This window comes from Embleya sp. NPDC005575 (assembly GCF_040605455.1).
Taxonomy (GTDB): domain Bacteria; phylum Actinomycetota; class Actinomycetes; order Streptomycetales; family Streptomycetaceae; genus Embleya.
Genome location: NZ_JBEXCV010000151.1, coordinates 1 through 21,028, shown reverse-complemented (window position 1 = coordinate 21,028; position 21,028 = coordinate 1). Strand labels below are relative to the sequence as shown.

The 21,028-nt window shown below is 71.0% G+C and carries 20 protein-coding genes and 1 riboswitch; of the genes, 6 read left to right on the top strand and 14 right to left on the bottom strand.

The window, feature by feature from the left end; translation table 11 throughout:
- Positions 1-31: 31 nt before the first annotated feature.
- The 4 genes from ABZS54_RS34385 to ABZS54_RS34370 form a co-directional block, all read right to left on the bottom strand.
- Positions 32-1,162, bottom strand: a complete 1,131-nt coding sequence (locus ABZS54_RS34385; RefSeq protein ID WP_355545237.1) for a hypothetical protein — start codon at positions 1,160-1,162, stop codon at positions 32-34.
- 434 nt (positions 1,163-1,596) lie between these two features.
- The gene (locus ABZS54_RS34380; protein ID WP_355545234.1) at positions 1,597-2,178 is read right to left on the bottom strand and encodes a hypothetical protein; all 582 of its coding nucleotides are present in this window, start codon (positions 2,176-2,178) and stop codon (positions 1,597-1,599) included.
- A 149-nt stretch (positions 2,179-2,327) separates the two neighbouring features.
- Entirely contained in the window at positions 2,328-3,119 is a 792-nt protein-coding gene (locus ABZS54_RS34375) for a CPBP family intramembrane glutamic endopeptidase (protein WP_355545231.1), read from the bottom strand.
- 34 nt (positions 3,120-3,153) lie between these two features.
- Positions 3,154-4,632 carry a glutamate--cysteine ligase gene (locus ABZS54_RS34370; protein ID WP_355545228.1) on the bottom strand — a complete coding sequence of 493 codons (1,479 nt, stop codon included), beginning with the start codon at positions 4,630-4,632 and terminating at the stop codon, positions 3,154-3,156.
- Positions 4,633-4,991: 359 nt separating this feature from the next.
- Between ABZS54_RS34370 and ABZS54_RS34365 the strand changes: the two genes are divergently transcribed.
- From ABZS54_RS34365 to ABZS54_RS34340, 6 genes are all read left to right on the top strand, one after another.
- Positions 4,992-5,771 carry a polysaccharide deacetylase family protein gene (locus tag ABZS54_RS34365; RefSeq protein ID WP_355545225.1) on the top strand — a complete coding sequence of 260 codons (780 nt, stop codon included), beginning with the start codon at positions 4,992-4,994 and terminating at the stop codon, positions 5,769-5,771.
- 255 nt (positions 5,772-6,026) lie between these two features.
- The gene (locus tag ABZS54_RS34360; protein WP_355545240.1) at positions 6,027-7,259 is read left to right on the top strand and encodes a hemolysin family protein; all 1,233 of its coding nucleotides are present in this window, start codon (positions 6,027-6,029) and stop codon (positions 7,257-7,259) included.
- On the top strand, positions 7,256-8,245 hold the full coding sequence (locus ABZS54_RS34355) for a hemolysin family protein (RefSeq protein ID WP_355545222.1): 990 nt from the start codon (positions 7,256-7,258) through the stop codon (positions 8,243-8,245). The genes ABZS54_RS34360 and ABZS54_RS34355 overlap by 4 nt, the downstream gene beginning before the upstream one ends.
- 221 nt (positions 8,246-8,466) lie before the next feature.
- A complete protein-coding gene (locus tag ABZS54_RS34350) occupies positions 8,467-9,036 on the top strand; it encodes a hypothetical protein (protein ID WP_355545219.1) in 570 nt (189 codons plus the stop codon).
- 154 nt (positions 9,037-9,190) lie between these two features.
- The gene (locus ABZS54_RS34345) at positions 9,191-9,391 is read left to right on the top strand and encodes a DUF5999 family protein (RefSeq protein ID WP_026217855.1); all 201 of its coding nucleotides are present in this window, start codon (positions 9,191-9,193) and stop codon (positions 9,389-9,391) included.
- Positions 9,392-9,498: 107 nt separating this feature from the next.
- Positions 9,499-10,146 (top strand): TetR/AcrR family transcriptional regulator, encoded by a 648-nt coding sequence (locus tag ABZS54_RS34340; RefSeq protein ID WP_355545216.1) that lies wholly within the window; start codon positions 9,499-9,501, stop codon positions 10,144-10,146.
- 36 nt (positions 10,147-10,182) lie between these two features.
- Here ABZS54_RS34340 and gcvP read toward each other — a convergent pair whose 3' ends face one another.
- The 10 genes from gcvP to ABZS54_RS34290 form a co-directional block, all read right to left on the bottom strand.
- Positions 10,183-13,104, bottom strand: a complete 2,922-nt coding sequence (gcvP, locus tag ABZS54_RS34335; RefSeq protein WP_355545213.1) for an aminomethyl-transferring glycine dehydrogenase — start codon at positions 13,102-13,104, stop codon at positions 10,183-10,185.
- A 200-nt stretch (positions 13,105-13,304) separates the two neighbouring features.
- Positions 13,305-13,401, bottom strand: a riboswitch (glycine riboswitch).
- Positions 13,402-13,449: 48 nt separating this feature from the next.
- Positions 13,450-14,118: a DUF4230 domain-containing protein gene (locus ABZS54_RS34330; protein WP_355545210.1), complete on the bottom strand. Its 669-nt coding sequence runs from the start codon at positions 14,116-14,118 to the stop codon at positions 13,450-13,452.
- 79 nt (positions 14,119-14,197) lie between these two features.
- Positions 14,198-15,547 carry a DNA polymerase IV gene (locus tag ABZS54_RS34325; protein WP_355545207.1) on the bottom strand — a complete coding sequence of 450 codons (1,350 nt, stop codon included), beginning with the start codon at positions 15,545-15,547 and terminating at the stop codon, positions 14,198-14,200.
- 49 nt (positions 15,548-15,596) lie between these two features.
- Complete coding sequence (locus ABZS54_RS34320; RefSeq protein ID WP_355545204.1) at positions 15,597-16,283, bottom strand: ElyC/SanA/YdcF family protein; 687 nt, start codon at positions 16,281-16,283, stop codon at positions 15,597-15,599.
- Positions 16,284-16,329: 46 nt separating this feature from the next.
- Positions 16,330-16,944, bottom strand: a complete 615-nt coding sequence (locus ABZS54_RS34315; protein ID WP_355545201.1) for a MerR family transcriptional regulator — start codon at positions 16,942-16,944, stop codon at positions 16,330-16,332.
- Between the two features lie 458 nt (positions 16,945-17,402).
- Positions 17,403-17,876, bottom strand: a complete 474-nt coding sequence (locus ABZS54_RS34310; RefSeq protein WP_020548711.1) for a bifunctional nuclease family protein — start codon at positions 17,874-17,876, stop codon at positions 17,403-17,405.
- A gap of 147 nt (positions 17,877-18,023) precedes the next feature.
- Positions 18,024-18,746, bottom strand: coding sequence for a MerR family transcriptional regulator (locus ABZS54_RS34305; RefSeq protein ID WP_355545198.1), 723 nt, complete (start codon positions 18,744-18,746; stop codon positions 18,024-18,026).
- A 26-nt stretch (positions 18,747-18,772) separates the two neighbouring features.
- Entirely contained in the window at positions 18,773-19,291 is a 519-nt protein-coding gene (locus ABZS54_RS34300; RefSeq protein WP_355545195.1) for an FHA domain-containing protein, read from the bottom strand.
- Between the two features lie 373 nt (positions 19,292-19,664).
- Positions 19,665-20,051, bottom strand: coding sequence for a glycine cleavage system protein GcvH (gene gcvH / locus ABZS54_RS34295; RefSeq protein ID WP_026217856.1), 387 nt, complete (start codon positions 20,049-20,051; stop codon positions 19,665-19,667).
- A gap of 74 nt (positions 20,052-20,125) precedes the next feature.
- Complete coding sequence (locus ABZS54_RS34290) at positions 20,126-20,869, bottom strand: DUF881 domain-containing protein (RefSeq protein ID WP_355545192.1); 744 nt, start codon at positions 20,867-20,869, stop codon at positions 20,126-20,128.
- Positions 20,870-21,028 lie beyond the last annotated feature (159 nt).

Sequence of the window (21,028 nt, the reverse complement as noted above, 5' to 3'; positions counted from 1 at the left end):
GCGTTCGTGCCGCCCTACGACGACGCGCGGATCATCGCCGGCCAGGGCACCATCGGCCTGGAGATCGTCGAGGATTTGCCCTGTTCCAGCCGACCGCCAGCCCCGCCGGCCGGGCCCGCAGCGCGGCGGCCATGTCCCGGGTCACCTCGTCGCCGTCCTCCGCCCGCCAGTGCTCGGCGATCGGGGCGGCCAGCGTGGTGTCTCCGCTCAACAACCGGTCCAGCATCGACGCGGGACGCGCCTCGACCGCGGGCGCGCGCGAGGCGGCGGCGGCCGCGGCGGGGCCCACGAACTCGGCGGCCGAGCGCCGCGCAGCGACGCCCTCGTCCACCTCGGCGGCCCGTGCGCCCGCCTCGGCAAGCAACCCGAGCAGGTGGTCCCCGGCTGCGGGCATGCCGGGTTCGTGCAGCGTCGCGAGCGCGGCGATCAGTGGGTCGAGCCCGACGCGGCGGCGCAGCGTGGTCAGTTCGCCCAGGTAGGCGCGGGCCGCGGGCAGGTCGGGCAGGTCGGGCATGCCGTCCAGGGCGACCCGTACCGTGCCGGGCGCGGGCACCCGGCCGAAGGCCAGCCGCGGTCTCAGTCGCCCGGTGGAGCCCATCGAGGTCGCGAAGCGCAGCCCGGCGCGACAGCCGTACGGCAACAACGCGGCCACCCGGTCCAGGAGTTCCAGTCGACCCCGGGTGTCCAGGCGGTCCGCGCCGGTGATCACCACCGGGCCGGCCAGGACCGCCGCCGCGACACCCGCGAGCCATCCGAAGTCGCTCGTCCGGACGCCGACCTCGGTCGGCGAGGCGGGCAGCCGGACCCGCAACGGCCGCTCCCGGTCGGTGGGCAGGTCGATGCCGCGAAAGGCCAGCCACAGCGCGGTGTAGCCGGCCGTGGCGGCGGCGATCTCGGCGTACGGCGCGGTGAAGTAGCGGACACCGTCCGCATCGCGCAGGGTCATCGCGACGAATGGATCCTCGCGTCCGGTGCTGGTCAGTCCCACCCACCCGGGCGGCGCGTACTCGTCGAGGGTGGGGCGCACCAACCGCTCGAAGTGTGCCCGTCGTTCCGGCCCCGCGCTGCACGCCGGCACCCGACCGTCGTGGTACCAGGCCCAATGCGCCCGCAGCGTGCCCGCGGTCTCGCGGGGGCGGTCGTGTCGGTCGGTCGCGTCCACGTGAACCTCTCTGTGCGCGGGGTACCGGACGGGGCAGGGGTCGGTCCGGTCTCCGGGATTCAGCCGGGCGGCCGGGTCTCGTCGGCGGCAGGAGGGACAGTGGTGGTTCCGCCGATTGCGGTTGTTCCCCGGGAACGGTCGACGTGACCCCCTCGGGGTCCACGTTCTGCGGACGCTCCTCGGCGTGTGCGCGGTGCTCCGGCTCCTCGCTCGGCGCATCCTCCTCGGCCTGTTCGGACACCAGGTTCGCTCGATACAGCGCCGAGTGGGTGTGCTCGACCGGTTCCGGTCGGCGGCGTACCGGGACGCGGACGCCGTACGGCATGGTGCCCGCGATCCTCGGGTGCCCCCGGGCCGTGCTCGTATGGCCCTCGTGTGCCTGTGGATCCGACCGACCCGATGGGGTCACTTCCGGCGCTGTCCGGCCCGATCCGTCAACTCGTGCACGCGGGCACCTGTTTGCTCAGGTCGCCGCCGCTCTCCAGGAATATCGCGGGCACGAAGCCGGTCTTGCCCTCCACGTCGATCTGCACCCAGGTGCGACTGGAGGAGCCCGCGTAGTAGGCGATCGAGCCCTCCGCGTGGCAGTTCGCCCGGACCTGCGTGCCGGTCTTGATCTGCACGACCTTTTCCGACTGGTACGACGTGCCCTTGTACATCACCAGCCAACCGCCGGTGTGCACGGTTGCCGCGACCGAACCGGGCCTGGGCCCGGCGGCGCTCTGCCCGGTGCCCGAAGTGGCCTTGCCGGTGCCGGACTTGGCCGGGCTCGGCGAAGCCGACGAGCTCTTGCTCGAACCGGCGCCGGCCGTCTTGGTCTTCTTGTCGCTCGAACCGCCGCCGTCCACCGTGAGCAGCGCCACGAAGAAGACGATCACCAACAGGATCAGTCCGCCGACCACCATCAGGATCCGCACCGGATGCCGACTCAGCGCGTTCAGTCCGAACCGCCCCCGCGGCGGCCCGCCGATGGGCGTCGGTGTGGAGAAGAACTCCACCCGCCTCCGGTTGTCCATACGACCCCCTGCGTCCCCGCGTCGCCCGATATGCACCTGTCGTGACGAACCCCTCTCGGACGAGAGGAGTCTGCCCACAATGACCATCAGACACCAACGACGTGCTCTGGACGTACCAACGAGTCCATAAATTGATCGCCGGACCGGCCTCAGGGCGTCGGGACCCAATCCACCTTGCCCGCGAGCAGCACGTAGCCCACGAACGCCACGATGTCGATCAGCGCGTGTGCCACCAGGAGCGGCATCACCCGGCCCCAGCGCTTGTACAGCAGGCAGAACACGACGCCCATCACGACGTTCCCGAAGAACCCGCCGATGCCCTGGTACAGGTGATACGAGCCGCGCACCACCGCGCTGATCGCCACCGCCTTGACCCACGGCACCTCCAACTGCCCGAGCCGGCGCAGCAGATAGCCGAGGACGATCACCTCCTCCAGGGCCGCGTTCTGGATCGCGGACAACACGAGCACCGGGATCCGCCACCACACGTCCGGCAGCGTGGTCGGCACCACGGTCAGGTTCGCGCCTGCGGCGTGCGCGCCCAGGTACAGCGCCAGACCCGACCCGCCGATCGCCGCCGCGACGCCCGCCCCGCGGCCCAGGTCCCACCACGGGCGGGTCCGGTCGACCCCGAGCACCCGCAGTGAGTTGCCCTCGCGCGTCAGCAGGTGCGCGACCAGGAACACCGGCACCAGCGCGGTGGCGATCCCGAACAGTTGCCAGGCCAGGTCCAGCCACGGCCGATCCACGGCCCGCGAGCCGTTGAGCACCGCGGCCTTGTGTCCCAGGCCGCCCGGCGCGGTCAACGAGCCGAGGAACGAGATCAGCGAGGAAACCCCGGATGCGCCCAGGGACAGGGCCAGCACCAGCACCACTTCCGAGCGCAATACTCGGCGCCGGGGCACGGTGGGGGTCTCGACGGACTCGGGCTCGGTGATCACCCGCCCACGTTACCGAGCGCGGATAAGCCCGCCGTCAGCCCACGGGCCACGTGTGCACCGCGTCCCCGCCGCGCATGTGCTCGGCATAGCGCAGAGTCATCGCCCGTAGGGCCTCCAACCGGTCCATGCCCTTGGTGTCGCGATAGTGGTGGTACTGCGCGCTCTGCCAGGTCGCCCCGTTGGTGCGCAGCAGACAGCGCTGCTCGATGATGCCCAGGTACTCGTCCCGCTCGCGCGGGTCGATCCCCCACCGGTCCAGCCCCTCGTAGGCGCGCGGCAGCAGGTCCTCCAGCACCAGTTCGGTGACCGGGACGGTGCCATGGCCCGGCCAGTTCAGCCGCGCGTCGATGCCGTACCGAGCGCCGGCGTGGAAGTTGTCGGTGGCCACTTCGAACGACATGCGTTCCCAGACCGGGTGCTCGTCGTCCACCAGCGAACGCACCACGCCGTAGTAGAACGCCGCGTTGGCCATGATGTCCACCACGGTCGGCCCGGCCGGCAACACCCGGTTCTCCACCCGCAGGTGCGGCTTGCCGCGGGCCACGTCGTACACCGGGCGGTTCCATCGGTAGATCGTGCCGTTGTGCAGCTTGAGTTCGCGCAGGTGCGGCACGTCGCCGCGATCCAGTGCCTCGATCGGGTCCTCGTCGTCGCAGATCGGCAGCAGCGACGGGAAGTACTTGAGGTTCTCCTCGAACAGGTCCACGACCGAATCGATCCACCGTTCGCCGAACCAGGTCAGCGGTCGGACACCCTGCGCGATCAGTTCCTCGGGCCGGGTGTCGCACGCCTGCTCGAACAGGATCGGGCGGGTCTCGCGCCACAACTCGCGGCCGAACAGGAACGGTGAATTCGCCCCGATTCCGCACTGCACCCCGGTGATGGATTGCGCCGCGTTCCACAGCGCGCCGAAATTTTTCGGGGTGACCTGGAGGTGGAACTGCACAGACGTACAGGCGGCCTCGGAGACAATCGTGGTGGCCGTCGTGTCGAGCCGCTCGATGCCCTCGATATGCAGCCGTATGTCCTCGCCGCGGGCGTTGAGGATCTGATCGTTGAGAAGCGTGTAGCGGGCGTTGTCGGAAATGGTCTCGAACGCCATGTGCGCATCGGTCAGAGTCGGCAGAATGCCGATCATCACGATCCGCGCGTCGAGCTCCGCCGCCTTGCGGTCGGCGTAGTCCAGGCTCGTGCGCAGTTCCTCGACCAATTCGGAGAACACCGGCCCGGTGAGCCGATGCGGCGGAATGTTGACCTCGATGTTGAACTGACCCAGCTCGGTCTGAAAATCCGGGCTGGCGATCCGGCGCAACACCTCGGCATTGCTCATCCGAGGTCGGCCGGCGGCGTCGGCCAGGTTGAGTTCTATCTCGACGCCCATGAGCTTGCGGGCGCTCTCGAACCGGTCCTCGTCCAGCATGCGCTGCAGCGTTTCCAGGCAGCGTCGCAGCTTGTGCCGGTATCGCTGCCGATCGGATCGGCCGAACTCGATGACCTCGACCTTTTCGCCCATGAATGCCCCTCCCTCGTGAACCCGGCTCCCGCGGAGCCGGTCGAGTGGTCGCAATCCGGTACCTGTCGGATCGGGATGATCTGATCGTTCCCGCCGACGTTCTCCCAAACCGATGCATCGGGCCGACATTGGGAACATTACCGATCGACCGTGACGAATCACAGGGGAACCGCAAGGCCGCGAAACACGTCACTGATCACATCGAGGAAGCACCTGCCTGCCGATCTTCAAGGCTCGCCGGAGATCACCTAGGGTGTGCTCTTGCCGTGGCGGGCGCAGCGAGATCCATGGGGGTTGCCGTGCGGGGCTTGGTTCGGGCGATACCGATACAGGGACTGCGTTTCCAGGTCGTGGTCACGATGATCTCGATACTCGTCTGCGGTGCCCTGATCTGGAATGTCGGCAATGCCGGCCGGTGGTCGCAGGCGGCCGCCTCGCCCCGGGCCGCGAAAGCACCCAAGGAGATACAGGCCCCGCCGCTGCCACCGGGCAACCCGAACGCCCAGGAGCCGGCCACCCCGCCCGCCGCGCCGCCGCCTCCGGTGGATCCCACGCTGGTGTACAAGGTCAAGGGCGAGGGCAAGCTGGTCGCGCTGACCCTGGACGACGGGCCATGGCCGGAGTGGACCGACAAGGCCCTCACGCTGCTCGCCCGCTACGACGTCAAGGCCACCTTCTGCATGGTGGGCCAGCAGGCCAAGGACCACCCCGACCTGGTCCGCAAGGTGGTCGCCGCCGGCCACGGGCTGTGCAACCACACCATGACGCACGACATCAACCTGAAGAAGCGCTCGCCGGACGAGATGCGCGGCCAGATGCAGCAGACCCTGGACTGGATCCACAAGGCGTCCCCGGGCACTCCGGTGCGCTGGTTCCGCGCGCCGGGCGGCAACTGGTCCGACGAGGTGCGCCAGACCGCCGCGTCGCTGGGCATGGGCTCGTTGCACTGGACGGTGGACACCAACGACTGGCAAAAGCCGGGCCTGGCCAAAATGCTCCAGAACGTGCACGGCCAACTGGGCCCGCGCGGCGTGATCCTGTGCCACGACGGCGGCGGCGAACGCAGCCAGACGATCGCCATGCTTGAGCAGATAATCCCCGAACTCAAGTCCGCCGGTTACACCTTCGTCATCCCGTAGCCCCGGCGCCGCCAACCCACCCGGCGCCGGCCGGTCGGGCGCTCGAGGACAGCGCCCGCCGCACACCGGCAACCGCCGCACCCACCGGGGTCGATGCCGGCCCGTCCGGCGTTCGAGGACACCGCCCGACGGCGACCTCCACGCCGACCCGCACTCCGCGCCCGAGCGCATAGCCCGGCCGCCCACCGGGCATGTGTGCGAGGCCCATACACCTCGCAATCGGGAGGCCGCCCGATCGACGCCGCCTTGGCCCTCGTGCTGCTCGTGCTGCTGATCGCCGGCAACGGCATGTTCGTTGCCGGCGAGTTCTCCCTGGTCACCGTCGAACGCGGCGACGTGGCGGCCCGAGCCGAGGCCGGCGATCGGGGCGCGAGTCGGGTGCTGGGCGCGCTGCGCACCCTGTCCTTCCAACTCTCCGGCGCCCAGTTGGGCATCACGCTGACCTCGCTGATCGCCGGCTACCTCGCCGAGGCGGCGTTTCGGCTGCCCAGGTTCACCGCCCTGGTACTGGCCTCCGGGCTGCAGATGGTGCTCGGCGAACTCGTCCCCAAGAACGCGGCGATCGCCCGCCCGCTGGGCGTCGCCCGCGTCGCGGGCCCCTTCCAGGTCGGCTTCTCCCGGCTGTGCCGGCCGCTGATCGTGTTCCTCAACGGCTCCGCCAATTACTTCGTGCGGCGGCTCGGCATCGAGCCGCAGGAGGAGTTGGGTTCGGCCCGTTCGCTTGACGAACTGGCCCAACTGGTCCGGCACTCCGCCCGCGCGGGTGTGCTCCCGGCGGGTACCGCCCGGGTGCTGAACCGGGCGCTGCGCTTCGCCGACAAGCAGGCCGCCGAGGCGATGACCCCGCGCACCGAGCTGGTCACCCTGCCCGCGACCGCGTCGGTGACCCAACTGATGGACACCGCCCGCGCGTGCGGCCACAGCCGGATCCCGGTCCGCGGCCAGGACCTGGACGAGATCGTCGGCGTGGCGGTGCTCCGCGACGCGCTGCGGGTACCGGCCGCCGATCGGGCACGCACCCCGCTCGCCCGGATCGCCCGCACCCCGGTCCTGGTGCCGACCTCGCTCGACCTCAAGCGGGCGGTCGAACGGCTGCGCGAGGGCCGGACCCAGCTGGCGATCGTGGTGGACGAGTACGGCGGCACGGCCGGGGTGCTCACCGCCGAGGACCTCGCCGAGGAGTTGGTGGGCGATCTCGCCGACGAACACGACCCGGCGGACGAACCGGACGCACCGCCGCAACGGGAGCCGAGCTCGCGCGTGTTGCGGTTGTCCGGGCTGCTGCGCGCGGACGAGGTCGAGGAGGCCAGCGGCTGGCGGCTGCCGGACGGCGACTACAGCACGCTGGCCGGGCTGATCCTGGCCCGGCTGGGTCGACTGCCCACGGTCGGCGACCACGTGGACGTGGACGGCCGGCGGCTGACGGTGGTCGCCATGGACCGGCACCGGATCGACGAGGTCGAGCTGCGGCCGGAGGCCGACATATGATCGGCGACCTGCTGCTCTCGCTGGTCCTGCTCATGGCCAACGCCTTCTTCGTCGGCGCCGAGTTCTCGGTGATCTCGGCCCGGCGCACCCGGATCGCGCCGCAGGCGGAGGCCGGCTCGCGCCGGGCCGCGATGGTGCTGATCGCGATGGGCCGGCTGTCCACCATGCTCGCCGCCGCCCAACTGGGCATCACCGTGGCCTCGCTCGGCCTGGGCGCGGTCGCCGAACCCGCGCTGGTGCACGCCCTGGCCGGCCCGATCGAGGCGATCGGGTTGCCCGCCGGGGCGGTGCACGCCATCGCGTTCGTGCTCGCCCTGGCCGTGGTGGTGTTCTGCCACATGGTGCTCGGCGAGATGGTGCCCAAGAACATCGCCCTGGCCGGACCGGAGGAATGTGCGCTGTGGCTGACCCCGCCGCTGCTGCTGTTCGCCCGGCTGACCGCGCCGATCCTGTGGCTGCTCAATCACGTGGCCAATCTGTGCCTGCGCGCCTTTCGGGTACGGCCGGTGGACGAGGTGCGCAGCGTGTACACCGCCGAGGAACTCCCGGCGCTGCTCGCCGAGTCGCGCGAGCACGACCTGCTGGACGTGCGCGAGCACGACCGACTCTCCGGCGCACTGGCGCTGCACTCCAGCCCCGCCGCCTCGGTGATGCGGCCGTGGACCGACGTGGTGGCACTGCCCCGGCCGGTCTCGGCGGCGGCCCTGGAGGAGGTCGCGGTACGCACCGGCCTGTCCCGCTTCCCGGTCCTGGACGCGGCCGACCTGCCGGTGGGTTACGTGCACGTGCTCGACGTGCTGGCCCCCGAGGCGGACGGTTCGGTACCGGTCTACCCGCTCGTCACGATCGACCCGGACGCCATGCTGACCACCCTGTTGGCCCGCATGCGCGGCTCCCGCGCACATCTGGCCCTGGTCGGTGCGCCGGACGCGGTCCCGCTCGGCCTGGTCACCCTCGACGACGTGATGTCCTCGCTGTTCCCCTGACCGAGATCGTTCCAAAAGGTCTTCAAACGGGTGTCAGTTCGCAATACACCGTTACTTTTCGGAGCCGTTTCGGTACAATGCGCTGACCGGCCCTGCCGGGTCCCTCTGTACGCCGCCGGGTCGTCCCCCGGCCGGATACCCGGTTCCCCACAGCACAGCGCCGCTTTCCCCTCCCCGGATTCTCCGGGTTTTTGGACTCTGCATCGAAATGAGGCGGTCTCATGGTCCTGCGTGTGCCCGAGGCTCCCGAGTCGGCCCGCCGAGCGGCCCGAGCCGTGCTCGAATCCCGCGCGTTGCTCCCCGCCGACTACCGCGCCGATCAAGCCGCGCTCACGGCCGGATTCCCGCACCGCGTCTTCGAGATCGACCTGCTCGACCTGGTCGCCGATCAGGGCGTACGCAGCGCCCGCCCGGTGGGTTGGCGCTGGCTCATGTGGTCCGGCGACGTGGTCGTCGGCGGCATCGAGGTCCGCCCCGGCCCGACCGGTCACGGCGTCGGCCGATTCGTCGAGGGACCGTTCACGCTCGCCACCGCACCGGCCGCCGCGGCGGCTCGGGCACTCCCGCAGACCATGCTCCGCCGCGACGAGGCGCGCCTGCTGAACGTACCCGGCATGTACATGGTCGCGTTGTGGTTGGCCGACGAAGCAGGCGGCGTGGACCTGTTGATCCCGCTCGCGCCGGCGCCGTGCGGCGTGCAGGCGCTGCGCTGCTACACCGCGGCCGAACTGGCCGGGGTGCTGGCCTCGCGCACGCGCCGGCCGGCCGCCGTGGGGGCTCCGGACAGCTGATCACACCCGGGCGTTCACACGTGTGGTCACATCTTGGGCGCAGTCGGGTGAGAACTGCGAGAAGGCGTGCGCGCGGGGCTTCGGAGGCGGACACTGTGAGCTGCCGGGCAAGGCTGCCCGACGCGCTCCGCGCAGACACCGAGAAGGTACGAGGATGTGCCAGCACCGACCGCATTGCCCGCCGGCGGACAGTCCCGATCGTGAGGCCGCCGCCGTTGTGGCCGCTCATTTCGAACAGGGATGGAGCCTGCTGTGCAACGGCGTCGTCCTGTTCGAGGACACGGGCGAACTGCTGCCGGACGGACGCACCATCGCCCCGCACCGCCCCCCTGTAGGGTTGGTTTCGGCGGCCTGATTCGTTCGCACGGCCCCAACGAGCCGGAGGTCACCGCGTGACGACCTCCGGCTCTCGCCTGTCCGGAGCCGGTCGGGCCGCCTTCCCGATACAGTCCGAGCGACAACATGCTGCGATGCAGCGACACGATGTTGGGCGCGACGACGACTCGGAGTTCCATCCTCATGCCCAGTGGCGGCACCCCTCGGCCCGGTCGCCCGCGTGATCCACGCACCGACGAACTGATCCTGGCCGCGGCCCGCGAGCTGGTCGCCGAGCAGGGCTACAACCGGGTCAGCATCGAGGCCGTCGCCCGCCGGGCGGGCGTGACCAGGCCGACCGTGTACCGCCGCTGGCCCTCGAAGGCGCACTTGGTGCACGAGGCGGTCTACCCGGCCCGCGAGATGAGCTTTCGGCCGCTGCCGCAGGAGGACTTCGCGACCGGCGTGCTGCGCTTCGCCGAGGCCGCGCTCGAGTCGTTCCGGCGCCCGGAGACCGCGGCCGCGGTGCCGGGGCTGCTCGCCGAGTACCGCGACCAGCCCGAGCTCAAGGAGTTGCTGGTGGCCCGGATGGATCCGGTCCGGGCGATCTTCCGGGCCTTCGTGGCGGACGCGGTCGCGCGCGGTCAGGCCCGCCCGGACGTGGACGCCGACCTGCTCTTCGAATCACTCAGCGGCGCGTTGATGTTCGGCGTCCTGGGCAGCGGCCTGGCCACCAAGCCCGGTTTCGCCGCATCGGTGGCCCGACTGCTGACCCACGGCGCGGCCCGCCCCTGATCGGAACATCTGCGATCGGGAGCGGGCTGCGCGTCGTCAGTTGTTGCCGTACGCCTCGATCGGCGGGCACGAGCAGACCAGGTTGCGGTCGCCCTGGGCACCGTCGATCCGGCGCACCGGCGGCCAGTACTTCTCGGCCGGCACCACACCGGCCGGGAAGACCGCCTCCTCGCGCGTGTAGGCGTGCGCCCACTCGCCCGCAAGCAGCGCGGCGGTGTGCGGCGCGTTGCCGAGCGGGTTGTCGTCGGCGGGCAGTTCGCCCGACGCGACCCGGTCGATCTCGCCCTTGATGGCAATCATCGCGTCGCAGAACCGGTCGATCTCGTGCAGGTTCTCGCTCTCCGTCGGCTCGATCATCAGCGTGCCGGGCACCGGGAACGACATGGTCGGCGCGTGGAACCCGTAGTCGATCAGCCGCTTGGCGACATCGTCGACGCTGACCCCGGTGGCCTTGGTGATCCCCCGCACGTCGATGATGCACTCGTGCGCGACCAGGCCGTTCGGGCCGGTGTAGAGCACCGGGAAGTGCGGCGCGAGCCGCTTGGCGACGTAGTTGGCGCCCAGCACCGCGACCTGGGTGGCCTCCTTGAGCCCGTCCGGGCCCATCAGCCGCAGGTAGGTCCACGGGATCGGCAGGATCGCCGCCGAACCCCACGGAGCGGCCGAGATCGGCCCCACGCCGGTCTCGGGGCCGGCTGCGGGCTGGAGCGGGTGGTTGGGCAGGTACGGCGCCAGGTGCGCGCGCACCGCGACCGGGCCGACGCCCGGACCGCCGCCGCCGTGCGGGATGCAGAACGTCTTGTGCAGGTTCAGGTGCGATACGTCGGCGCCGATCGCGCCGCCCGGCTGGGCCAGCCCGACCAGTGCGTTCAGGTTCGCGCCGTCCACGTACACCTGGCCGCCGGCCTCGTGGATGGCCGCGCACACCTGCTCGATGCCCTCCTCGAACACGCCGTGCGTGGACGGGTAGGTCACCATCAGTACCGCGAGCGTGTCCCGGTGCTGCTCGATCTTGGTGTGCAGGTCGGCCAGGTCCACGTCGCCGTTCTCGCCGGTCTTGACCACCACGACGCGCATGCCCGCCATCACCGCGCTGGCCGCGTTGGTGCCGTGCGCGGAGGAGGGGATCAGGCACACGTCGCGGGCGGTGTCACCGTTGGCGTGGTGATAGGCGCGCACCGCGAGCAGGCCCGCGAGTTCGCCCTGCGAACCGGCGTTGGGCTGGAGCGAGACCTTGGCGTAGCCGGTGATCCGGGCCAGCGAGTCGGCCAGGCCGTCGATCAGCTCCAGGTATCCCGCGGCCTGATCCACCGGCGCGAACGGGTGCAGGTTCGCGAACTCGGGCCACGTGATCGGTTCCATCTCGACCGTGGCGTTGAGCTTCATCGTGCACGAGCCGAGCGGGATCATGCCCCGGTCGAGTGCGTAGTCCTTGTCCGCGAGCCGCTTGAGGTAGCGCAGCATGTCGGTCTCGGAGCGGTGCGTGTGGAAGACCGGGTGGGTCAGGAACTCGGTGTCGCGCAGCAGCGACTGCGGCAGCGCGTCGGCGGTGACCGCGTCCAGTGCGGCCACGTCGCCGGTGACCCCGAACGCGCCCCAGACCGCCTCGACATGCGCTCGCAGGGTGGTCTCGTCGCAGGTGATCCCCACGTGGTCGGCGTCCACCGGGCGCAGGTTGACCCCGGCCGCGCGGGCCGCGGCAAGCACCTGCTCGGCCCGGCCCGGCACGCGCACGCCGACCGTGTCGAAGAAGTCGCCGTGCACGACCTCGACGCCGCCCGCCCGCAGGCCCGCCGCGAGCACGGCCGCGTACCGGTGGGTGCGGCGTGCGATCGAGGTGAGCCCGTCCGGCCCGTGGTAGACCGCGTACATCCCGGCCATCACGGCCAGCAGGACCTGCGCGGTGCAGATGTTGCTGGTCGCCTTCTCCCGGCGGATGTGCTGTTCGCGGGTCTGCAGCGCGAGCCGGTAGGCGGGCGCGCCGTCGGCGTCCACGGACACCCCGACCAGCCGGCCCGGCATGCTGCGGGTGAGCTTCTCGCGAACCGCCATGTACCCCGCGTGCGGACCGCCGAAGGCCATCGGCACACCGAAGCGCTGGCTGGTGCCGACCGCGATGTCGGCGCCCATCGCGCCCGGCGCGCGCAACACGGTGAGTGCGAGCAGGTCGGCGGCGACCGCCACCAGCGCGCCCTGCGCGTGCGCCGCCTCGATCACCGGCGTCAGGTCGCGGACCCGGCCGTCGGCGCCGGGGTACTGGAGCAGCACGCCGAAGCAGCCGTCCTCGGGCAGCCCGTCGGTGGTGTCGGCGACCACGACCTCGATACCCAGCGCCTGCGCGCGCGTGCGCACCACGGCGACGGTCTGCGGCAGCGTGGCCGCGTCCACGACGAACACGTCGCTCTTGGCCCGACCGGCCCGCCGGGCCAGGGTCATCGCCTCGGCGGCGGCGGTGGCCTCGTCGAGCAGCGAGGCGCCTGCCACGTCCAGGCCGGTCAGGTCGGTGACCACGGTCTGGAAGTTGAGCAGCGCCTCCAACCGGCCCTGCGAGATCTCCGGCTGGTAGGGCGTGTAGGCCGTGTACCAGGCGGGGTTCTCCAGCACGTTGCGGGTGATCACCGGCGGGGTGAAGGTGCCGTGGTAGCCGAGCCCGATCATCGAGGTCAGCACGCTGTTGCGGGAGGCCAGCTCGCGCAGTTCGGCGAGCACCTCGGCCTCCGAACGCGCGGCGGGCAATGCGAAGCCCTCCAGCGCGCGGATCGCGGCGGGCACCGCCGCGTCGGTCAGCTCGTCCAGGGATCCGTAGCCGATCGCGGCGAGCATCTTCGCCTGCTCGTCGGCGTCCGGACCGATGTGCCGACCGGTGAACGGCGACGCGGCCTCCAGGCCGGTCAACGAGCCGGGACCGGAGGGGAGTACGACGTGAGCACGCGTCGGGGCAGGGGTGCGCGGGGTCATCGCGAAAGGCCTCCTGGATCGCTCCTGGACGGACACGCGGGTCGCGGGTCCACCGGCCTCCCCCTCTGTCATCTGTACCTGAGAGCTTCACCGCGCCCGGAGCCCCGGTCGAACCGGTTCCCACGGGCGCGATTTGCACCGTCGGCGAGGATCCGACCCGACTCGGCGAGCCACGTGCGAATCCTGCTTTCCAGAGTGCCCACGACCACGCGGTACGGGTGCCTGAGAGATTCCGGGGAGGAGTTGCTCCTTCGGCGCCTCGTGTGCACGACACGAGGACTCTCCCGCGCGAACGTAATGGGCGGTCTCAACGGTATCAGCGTGACAGCCGCCGGGGCCTGCGCACTAGGCGTAGGTCACAGTGGTGGTCGGATAACCCAGGGATCGCATCATTCCCTGGAGCATGCCGGTGGTGTTGCGTTCCGCGCGCTCCACCAGTCCGGCGGTCTTCGCCGCGTCGTCGATCTTCTTCGTCGCCAGCACGTAGAGCTGTTGCTGATCGCCGGGATTGCCGGAGAAGAAGTCGCCGAGACGGTCGAACAGGCCCCTGTCCTGGGCAATCACGTGGCTGTTCTTCTGGTCGAGCGCGGCGGGCGCGAGCCGCGCGTGCGGGAGCTTGATGGTTACGCTCTTGTTGTCCGGCGAGGTCCGGATCGCATCCTGGCCGATTCCGCCGAATTCGACGAAGCCGCCGACCTGGCCGACCCCGATGAACAGCGTTCGCTGGCCGCGGACGGCGTCCGGGAGGAATTTGGCGTCCTTCTCCAGGTCCACTACGACCTGGAAGGTGCCGCTGACCGCCTCGTAGCGGCTGAGATCCTGCACCGCCTTGAGCATCACGGGCCCGCTGTGGTCCTTGGTGGTCTCGCCGAACGGATTGAATCTTCCGGGCAGCAGGTTGACCAGGCCGACCAGCACCAGGGCCAGCACGATGAAGCCGACCAGGAGCGTGACCAGGAAGGCGGGCAGGCCCAGCTTGCGGCGCGCCGATCGGAAGGCCCCTTGCCCTCGCATCGGCCGCTCTTTGACATCAGTCATGGTGGGGACACCCCCGAGGAGTCGTCTGCCCGGCGCCTGCCCCGGATCGCCGCGGCTATCCCCGGTCGACGGGCGGTAGCGGAATCGGTTCCCCCGGTCGCAGCGCCGGATCGGTGATCGCAAACGTGCGCACCCGGCCGGGCCGCCCGCCCGGCACCTCGAACCGCACGGTGACCCGGCCGACGCCGCTGCCCTGCACCCAGCCGGGCCCGAACCCCTCGTGCAGCACGTCCTGGCCCGGCGACCAGGAGACCCGCTCCGGGGCGGCCTCCGCGGGCGCTTCCGCGGCGGCCTCCGTGCCCTCCTCGACCGGCTCACCGGGCTCCGGCTCGGCCCCGCCGAACAGGTCCTGCTGGGCGAAGTCGGCCAAGCCGCTCACGCCCACCCCGAGCAGCCGCACGCCGCCCGTGACGTCCACCTGCGCGGCCAGCCGACGGATCGTCTCGCGCACCACGCCCGGATCGTCGGTGGGCCCGCGCAGCGTCTCCGAGCGGGTCAGCGTGCTGAAGTCGTAGCGGCGCAGCTTGAGCACGATCGTGCGCCCGGAGCGCCCGGCGGCGCGCAGCCGCTCCACGCACCGGATCGAGAGCCGGTCCAACTCCCGCGTGATGCGCTCGCGGTCCACCAGGTCGGTGGCGAAGGTGTCCTCCACCGACACCGATTTCGCGTCCCGGTCGGCGACCACCGGGCGCGTGTCCAACCCGGCGGCCAGTACGTGCAGCCCGTGTCCGTGCGCCTGGCCGAGCAGCCGCACGAGCTCGCTCTCGTCGACGGCGGCCAGGTCGGCCACGGTGTCCAGGCCGGCCCGGCGCAGCACGTCGCCGGTGGCCGGGCCGACCCCGGGCAGCGCGCGCACCGGCAGCGGGTCCAGCATCGCCCGCTCGGCGCCGGGCGCCACCACGCACAGCCCGTCCGGCTTGTCCGCCTCGGACGCGATCTTGGCCAGCAGCTTGGAGGTGGCCGCGCCGACCGAGCAGGTCAGCCCGGTGGCCGCGTGGATGTCGGCGCGCAGCCGCACGGCGATCTCGGTGACCCGCCGGGTGTCCAGCGTGCCGCCGTGCGGGCCCGCCTCCAGGTCGACGAACGCCTCGTCCAGGCTGAGCGGCTCCACCAGCGGCGAGAGCCGATGCAGCAGCTCCATCACGGTGTCGCTGACCTGCCGGTACAGCGCGAAGCGCGGGCTGAGGAAAGCGGCGTTGGGACAGCGTCGGCGGGCCTCGCCGATCGACATCGCCGAGTGCACGCCGAACACTCGGGCCTCATAGGAGGCGGTGGCCACCACCCCGCGCGCGCCGATGCCGCCGACGATCACCGCCTTGCCGGCCAGGCTGGGCTTCGCGGCCTGCTCGACCGACGCGTAGAACGCGTCCATGTCGAGGTGAAGGATGCCCGGGGCCTGTCTCACACCGGGCAATGATGACGCACGCGACCGACATCGGCGTGCGTTGACTCACTCAGTCGCTCAGGGCGCGGCGGATCTCGTCGTTCCTCGGATCGCGTGCGCGCGGATCCGGTTTGACCACGATCTGACCGGTCGCCTTGATCGCCGCGAGCATCTCGCGCCCGGTGCCGTACACGGTGGGCCCGATGTGGCCCCACGTGAAGGACTCGTCCGGGACGCCGTACGCGGATATCCCGGCGGCCCGGCACAGCCCGAGCGCACGCCGCAGATGGAAGCTCTGCGTTACCACGATGACCCGGTCGATCCCGTAGACGTGCTTCGCGCGGACGCAGGACTCCCAGGTGGAGAATCCCGATTCGTCGCTCACGATCCGGTGCTGCGGGATTCCCCGGTCCGCGAGGTAGCGCCGCATCACCCCGGTCTCGTCGTAGCGGTTGCCGCCGCCGTCGCCGCTGACCAGGATCACCCGGGTCTTGCCGGCCCGGTACAACCCGAGTGCGACGTCCAACCGGCGGGCCAGCAGATCGGACGGCCGGTCCCCGTGCACGCCCGCGCCGAGCACCATCGTGACGTCCTGGTACGGCACGTCGGCCGGTGAGCGGACCCGGTTCCCGGCGTACAGGTGCAGCCCCGTGATCGGGGCCAGTCCGGCCACGGTGAGCAGGACGGCGGCCTGATAGCCGCGTCGTTGGGCTCGCCGCGAGCGCGGCAGGGTCGGCCGACGAATGATCACGTCCATGGGGACGTCCTGCCCGTCGGACCGGTTCCCATCCGCCGCGGGCGCCTCAGACCGCCTTGTCGCGCCGCCTGCGCGCCAATTCGTCGCCCGGATGGACCGGCGTGATCGGCTCTCCGGTGCCGGTGTCCTCGCCCTGGAGCTGCGCGAGCGAGCCCTCGACCTCGCGCCACACCGCCCCCACGGCGATCCCGAAGACCCCCTGGCCACCCTGGACCAGGTCGATGACCTCGTCGTACGACGTGCACTCGTACACACTGGCGCCGTCGCTCATCAGCGTCATCCCGGCCAGGTCGCCGATGCCGCGGCCTCGCAGGTGGGCCACCGCGATCCGGATGTTCTGCAGCGAGACGCCGGTGTCCAGGAGCCGCTTGACGATCTTGAGCACCAGGATGTCGCGGAAGCCGTACAGGCGCTGGGTGCCCGAGCCGTGGGCCGGGCGGACCGTGGGCTCGACCAGGCCGGTGCGCGCCCAGTAGTCGAGTTGGCGATAGGTGATGCCGGCCGCCGCGCAGGCCGTCGGGCCTCGGTAGCCGACGTCCTCCGACGGGGTGCCGGCCGGCGAGACGTCCTGCCGCCGGGGGCCCGCACCGGGGTCGGTCGCCGGCAGAGGACGTGCCGTGCGGGCGCGTTCCGCCGCCGTGATGTCGCCGGTGCTGCTCACGCCGACCTCCCTTTCGTCTCCCCGCGCCCGGGTACGGCGCAAAGAGTCTCTTCAGTCCCGGGCCGCAGGCGGCGAGGTGCAACGCGCAGGGGTCATCCCGGAACTGTCGATTTCGACGGTAGGCAGTCACCAACAGCGCGTCAACGACCGCGCCGTTCGGCACGCCGAGTGACGCTCCTCGCACGAGTGGTTTGAACCAACGCTTCAGGGGTAGGTCTGGCCACTTTGCCGCTGATCGAAACGGATCGAAACGGATCGACTCCGACTGTCTGTACACCGCGGTCCGGCGGGCGGGTCCGAGCGTGTGCGCGACCGCCGGCCGCAGCCCCCGGCCGGTCGGCGGCGGCGCGATCCGGCCGGTCCCGAACGCAAAGAACCGCCGACCGGTACCCCCTCGCCGAGGACGGCGGGCGGGACGGTCGGCGGCTTCGGACGCGCACCGGGCCGAAGCGGGCCGGCTATTGGCTCGTGGTGCCGAAGTCCTCGGGCGAGATGTCGTTCAGGAATTCCCTGAACTTCTCGATCTCGTCCTCCTGCTCGTTGGGGATCACGATGCCCGCCTCGTCCAGGACCGCGTCGCTGCCGACGATCGACGTCCCGGTCCGCAGCGCGAGCGCGATCGCATCCGACGGGCGCGCGCTGACCTCCACGCCGCCGGAGAAGACCAGCTCGGCGTAGAACACGCCCTCGCGCAGGTCGGTGATCCGGATCTGGGTCAATTCCTGCCCCAACGCCTCCAGCACGTCCCGGAAGAGATCGTGCGTCAGAGGACGCGCGGGTACCACGCCCTGTTGGGCGAACGCGATGGCCGTCGCCTCTACCGGGCCGATCCAGATGGGGAGATAACGATCGCCCCCCGTCTCCCGTAGGAGCACGATCGGCTGGTTAGAGGGCATCTCCACCCGGACGCCCACAACCTCTAGCTCGTTCACATCGCCACACTAGCGCGCCCGACTGTCGGTCACCGATCCCCAGGGGCCGAATTGGTCGGGGATTCGTCGTTTTTTCTTCGTGGGGCGAGACGCATGCCCCGACTCGCCGCGCAACCGGGATCACCGGTGGCCGGGCTGCCGGGCTGCTCAGCGGCCCAGGCGGGGCGCGAGCGCCGTGGTGACCAGGACGGTGTGCAGCCGCGAGGTGAGCGCGAGCAGGTCGCGCACGGTCTCCTCGGCACCCGCCTTGGCACGCGCACCCCGGCGGTGCAGGAGCGGCGCGACGATCTGTTCGACCAGAGCGGCCTCGCGGTCCGCGGCGGCCTTGGTTTGACGCAGGTGCCGCGGTTCGACGCCGTAGCGTCCCAGCGCGGCCACCAACCGGGCCACCACCAGCGCGTCACCGTCGTAGACCACCGCGTGTTCACCGTCGGCGCCGCCGGGACGCGGGCGGTGCGGCTGGATCAGCCCGAACTCCTCCAGCCGCGCCAGGTCCACGTCCTGGATGCCGGCCGCAGCGATCAGGCCCGGCCGGTCGAGCAGCACTGTGGTGCCGTCCCGACCGGCCGACCCGGGATCGCCGTCGGCGTCCTGGGCACGCTCGGCTTCGGCCGGGGTCGGGCCGGCCGGTTCGAGCCCGCGATCCATCGCGTCCAGTTGATCCTTGATCACCCGGAGCGGCAGATAGCGGTCGCGCTGCACGCGCAGCACGTAGCGCAGTCGTTCGATGTCGGCGGCGCCGAACTTGCGATAGCCCGACGGGCTCCGCTGCGGCTCGATGAGCCCTTCCGCCTCGAGGAACCGGATCTTGGAGATGCTGATGTCCGGGAACTCGGGACGCAGCAGGGTCAACACCCCGCCGATGCTCAAGGAGACCGATCCGGCCGCCGCCGGACTCACCCGATCTGCCCTTGCCGACTGGGGAAGAAGACCAGTCGGTACTTGCCGATCTGCACCTCGTCGCCCGGCGTCAGCGGGATCTCGTCGATCCGCTCGCGACCCACGTAGGTGCCGTTGAGGCTGCCCACGTCGGCCACCGCGAAGCCGCCGGCGGTGCGGCGGAACTCCGCGTGCTTGCGCGAGACCGTCACGTCGTCGAGGAAGATGTCGCTCTGCGGATGCCGACCGGCCGTGGTGCGGTCCGAGTCGAGCAGGAAACGGCTGCCCGAGTTGGGCCCCCGGCGGACCACGAGCAGCGCGGTGCCCGGCGGCAGCGCGTCCACCGCGGCCTGCGCCTCGGGGGTGAGGATCTCGCGGGGCGCGGGTTCCGCGTCCAGCGCCTCGATGCCGCTGATCGAGATGGTCGAGGTCTGCTCGGACGCCCGCTCGGCACCCGCACCCAGGCGTGCGCCGCAGTTGGAGCAGAACCGGCCACCGGGCGGATTGTGATGCCCACACGTGCTGCACACCACCACGTCGGCCTCCTGACCCGTTCCGGTCGAACCTCGACCTTCGGTCGAGAGTTGCCCGAAACTTATGCGCGCCGTGTGTTCGTGGTCAACAGCGACATGCCCGGCGGTCGCGTCGGAGTCGCCCAGCTGCGGAGCGGGTGCGGGAGATGAGCCGGCGGACGCCCCGTACGGGGTGCCCGGCGGCATCGTCGGCGGGGCGGCCGGCGGGTTGCCGGCCCTCCCCGCATCGGCAGCCGGCGCGTCGCCGGAGCGACGGGAACGACCGAACAATTTCGCGAACAACTTCACGGGCGAACCTCCCCGAGAGAACCTGGCCCGCCCGTGGGGCAGGAGGAGTGGGTCGTGGTGATGGACTGCCTACCGCTTCGCCGGGCCGTCAGGAGCCCAGGCTGTTCTGATAGGCGGCCGCGTCCAAGAGCGCGGCCGGTGCGGCGGGGTCGTCGAGGCGTACCTCGAACATCCAACCGTCGCCGTAGGGATCGGAGTTGACCAACTCCGGTGCGCCGTCGAGCACGTCGTTGACGGTGGTCACGACGCCGTCGAGCGGCGCGAAGAGGTCGCTGACACTCTTGGTCGATTCCAGTTCGCCGCAGGGCTGTCCGGCCACGACGCGAGTGCCGACCGGCGGCAGCGTGACGTAGACGATGTCACCGAGCGCGTCCTGCGCGAATTCGGTGATGCCGATCCGCACCGTCCCGGAGATCTCTTCCATGACGCGCACCCATTCGTGCTCCGTCGTGTACGCGAGATCTGCGGGGTACATGCGGACAGCCTGCCCTTCCTGCCTGATGAGTGGTGCACCGACGGCGACCGGCGGACTGATTCTGTCAGGTGTACTCACCCGTTACCGGCGCCCGGTGCCGAGCGAGCGTAACCAGGCTTGTTCGCGGGCCGCAAGGCGTCGATCAGCACCTCCTGCGAGGGGGTGACGATGGCCCCCGCCTGCTTCTTCTCCAGAGTCTTCACGACGCCCCCGGGAATGTTGAGCGCGGGCTGGAGATCCTGCGGATTGCCGATCACCTTGAACACGTACGGCGGCAGCACCTTGGTGCCGTCGATCACGATGTCGCCGGGCGGCGTGCCGTTGAACCACGTGCCCGCCACCACGCGCACGTCGTTGATCTGGATCACCTCGGCGCCCGCCGCGCGCAGCTCCTGGAGCGTGTCCAGCAGCACGTCGCCGCTGACCGTGCGCTGCGGGTCGGTGATGGTCAACGTGATGCCCGGCCCGGTGGCCTTGACCGTGCCCGCGAGCACGCCCAGCGCGTCCGCCTTGGCCGCGTTCTGCTCGCGTGCCTCCTGGACCCGGTCGTTGCTGTTCTGCAACTGGGTACGGCTGTTCTCCAGTCGGTGCTTCTCGTCCTCCAACCGCCGGGTGCGCTCGCCGAGTTCGTCCAGGACTCGGACCAGGTCCTCCTGCCGCGCGCCGCGCAGCGGGTCCGACTCGGTATTCGAGCGCACCTGGATGGCCAGTCCCGCGCCGAGCGCGAACAGCAGCACGGCGCCCACGAGTTGAGCCCGGCTCACGCGCGGCGGCCAGAACGCGTCCAGCAGCCTGCGCCGACCCGGCTGATCGTCCACCGGCTCGTGCGCGTGCGGCTCGGAAACCGCGTCGGAAACCGCGTGCGAATCCGTTTCCGACTCGGGCGTGTCGCGCGCTGCCGATCGTGCGCGAGCTGCTCGGCGGCACGGTACGCCAGGGCAAGGTCGCCACCGGGCCGACCCGGGTGATGGTGGAGG

What these genes read in the sequence shown, in the direction of transcription:
- ABZS54_RS34380 (WP_355545234.1), bottom strand. Translation starts at nt 2,178, where the DNA reads ATGGACAACCGGAGGCGGGTGGAGTTCTTCTCCACACCGACGCCCATC.
- ABZS54_RS34355 (WP_355545222.1), top strand. Translation starts at nt 7,256, where the DNA reads ATGATCGGCGACCTGCTGCTCTCGCTGGTCCTGCTCATGGCCAACGCC.
- ABZS54_RS34320 (WP_355545204.1), bottom strand. Translation starts at nt 16,283, where the DNA reads ATGGACGTGATCATTCGTCGGCCGACCCTGCCGCGCTCGCGGCGAGCC.
- gcvH (WP_026217856.1), bottom strand. Translation starts at nt 20,051, where the DNA reads ATGTACCCCGCAGATCTCGCGTACACGACGGAGCACGAATGGGTGCGC.
- ABZS54_RS34330 (WP_355545210.1), bottom strand. Translation starts at nt 14,118, where the DNA reads ATGCGAGGGCAAGGGGCCTTCCGATCGGCGCGCCGCAAGCTGGGCCTG.
- ABZS54_RS34350 (WP_355545219.1), top strand. Translation starts at nt 8,467, where the DNA reads ATGGTCCTGCGTGTGCCCGAGGCTCCCGAGTCGGCCCGCCGAGCGGCC.
- ABZS54_RS34340 (WP_355545216.1), top strand. Translation starts at nt 9,499, where the DNA reads ATGCTGCGATGCAGCGACACGATGTTGGGCGCGACGACGACTCGGAGT.
- ABZS54_RS34345 (WP_026217855.1), top strand. Translation starts at nt 9,191, where the DNA reads ATGTGCCAGCACCGACCGCATTGCCCGCCGGCGGACAGTCCCGATCGT.
- ABZS54_RS34370 (WP_355545228.1), bottom strand. Translation starts at nt 4,632, where the DNA reads ATGGGCGAAAAGGTCGAGGTCATCGAGTTCGGCCGATCCGATCGGCAG.
- gcvP (WP_355545213.1), bottom strand. Translation starts at nt 13,104, where the DNA reads ATGACCCCGCGCACCCCTGCCCCGACGCGTGCTCACGTCGTACTCCCC.
- ABZS54_RS34365 (WP_355545225.1), top strand. Translation starts at nt 4,992, where the DNA reads ATGATCTCGATACTCGTCTGCGGTGCCCTGATCTGGAATGTCGGCAAT.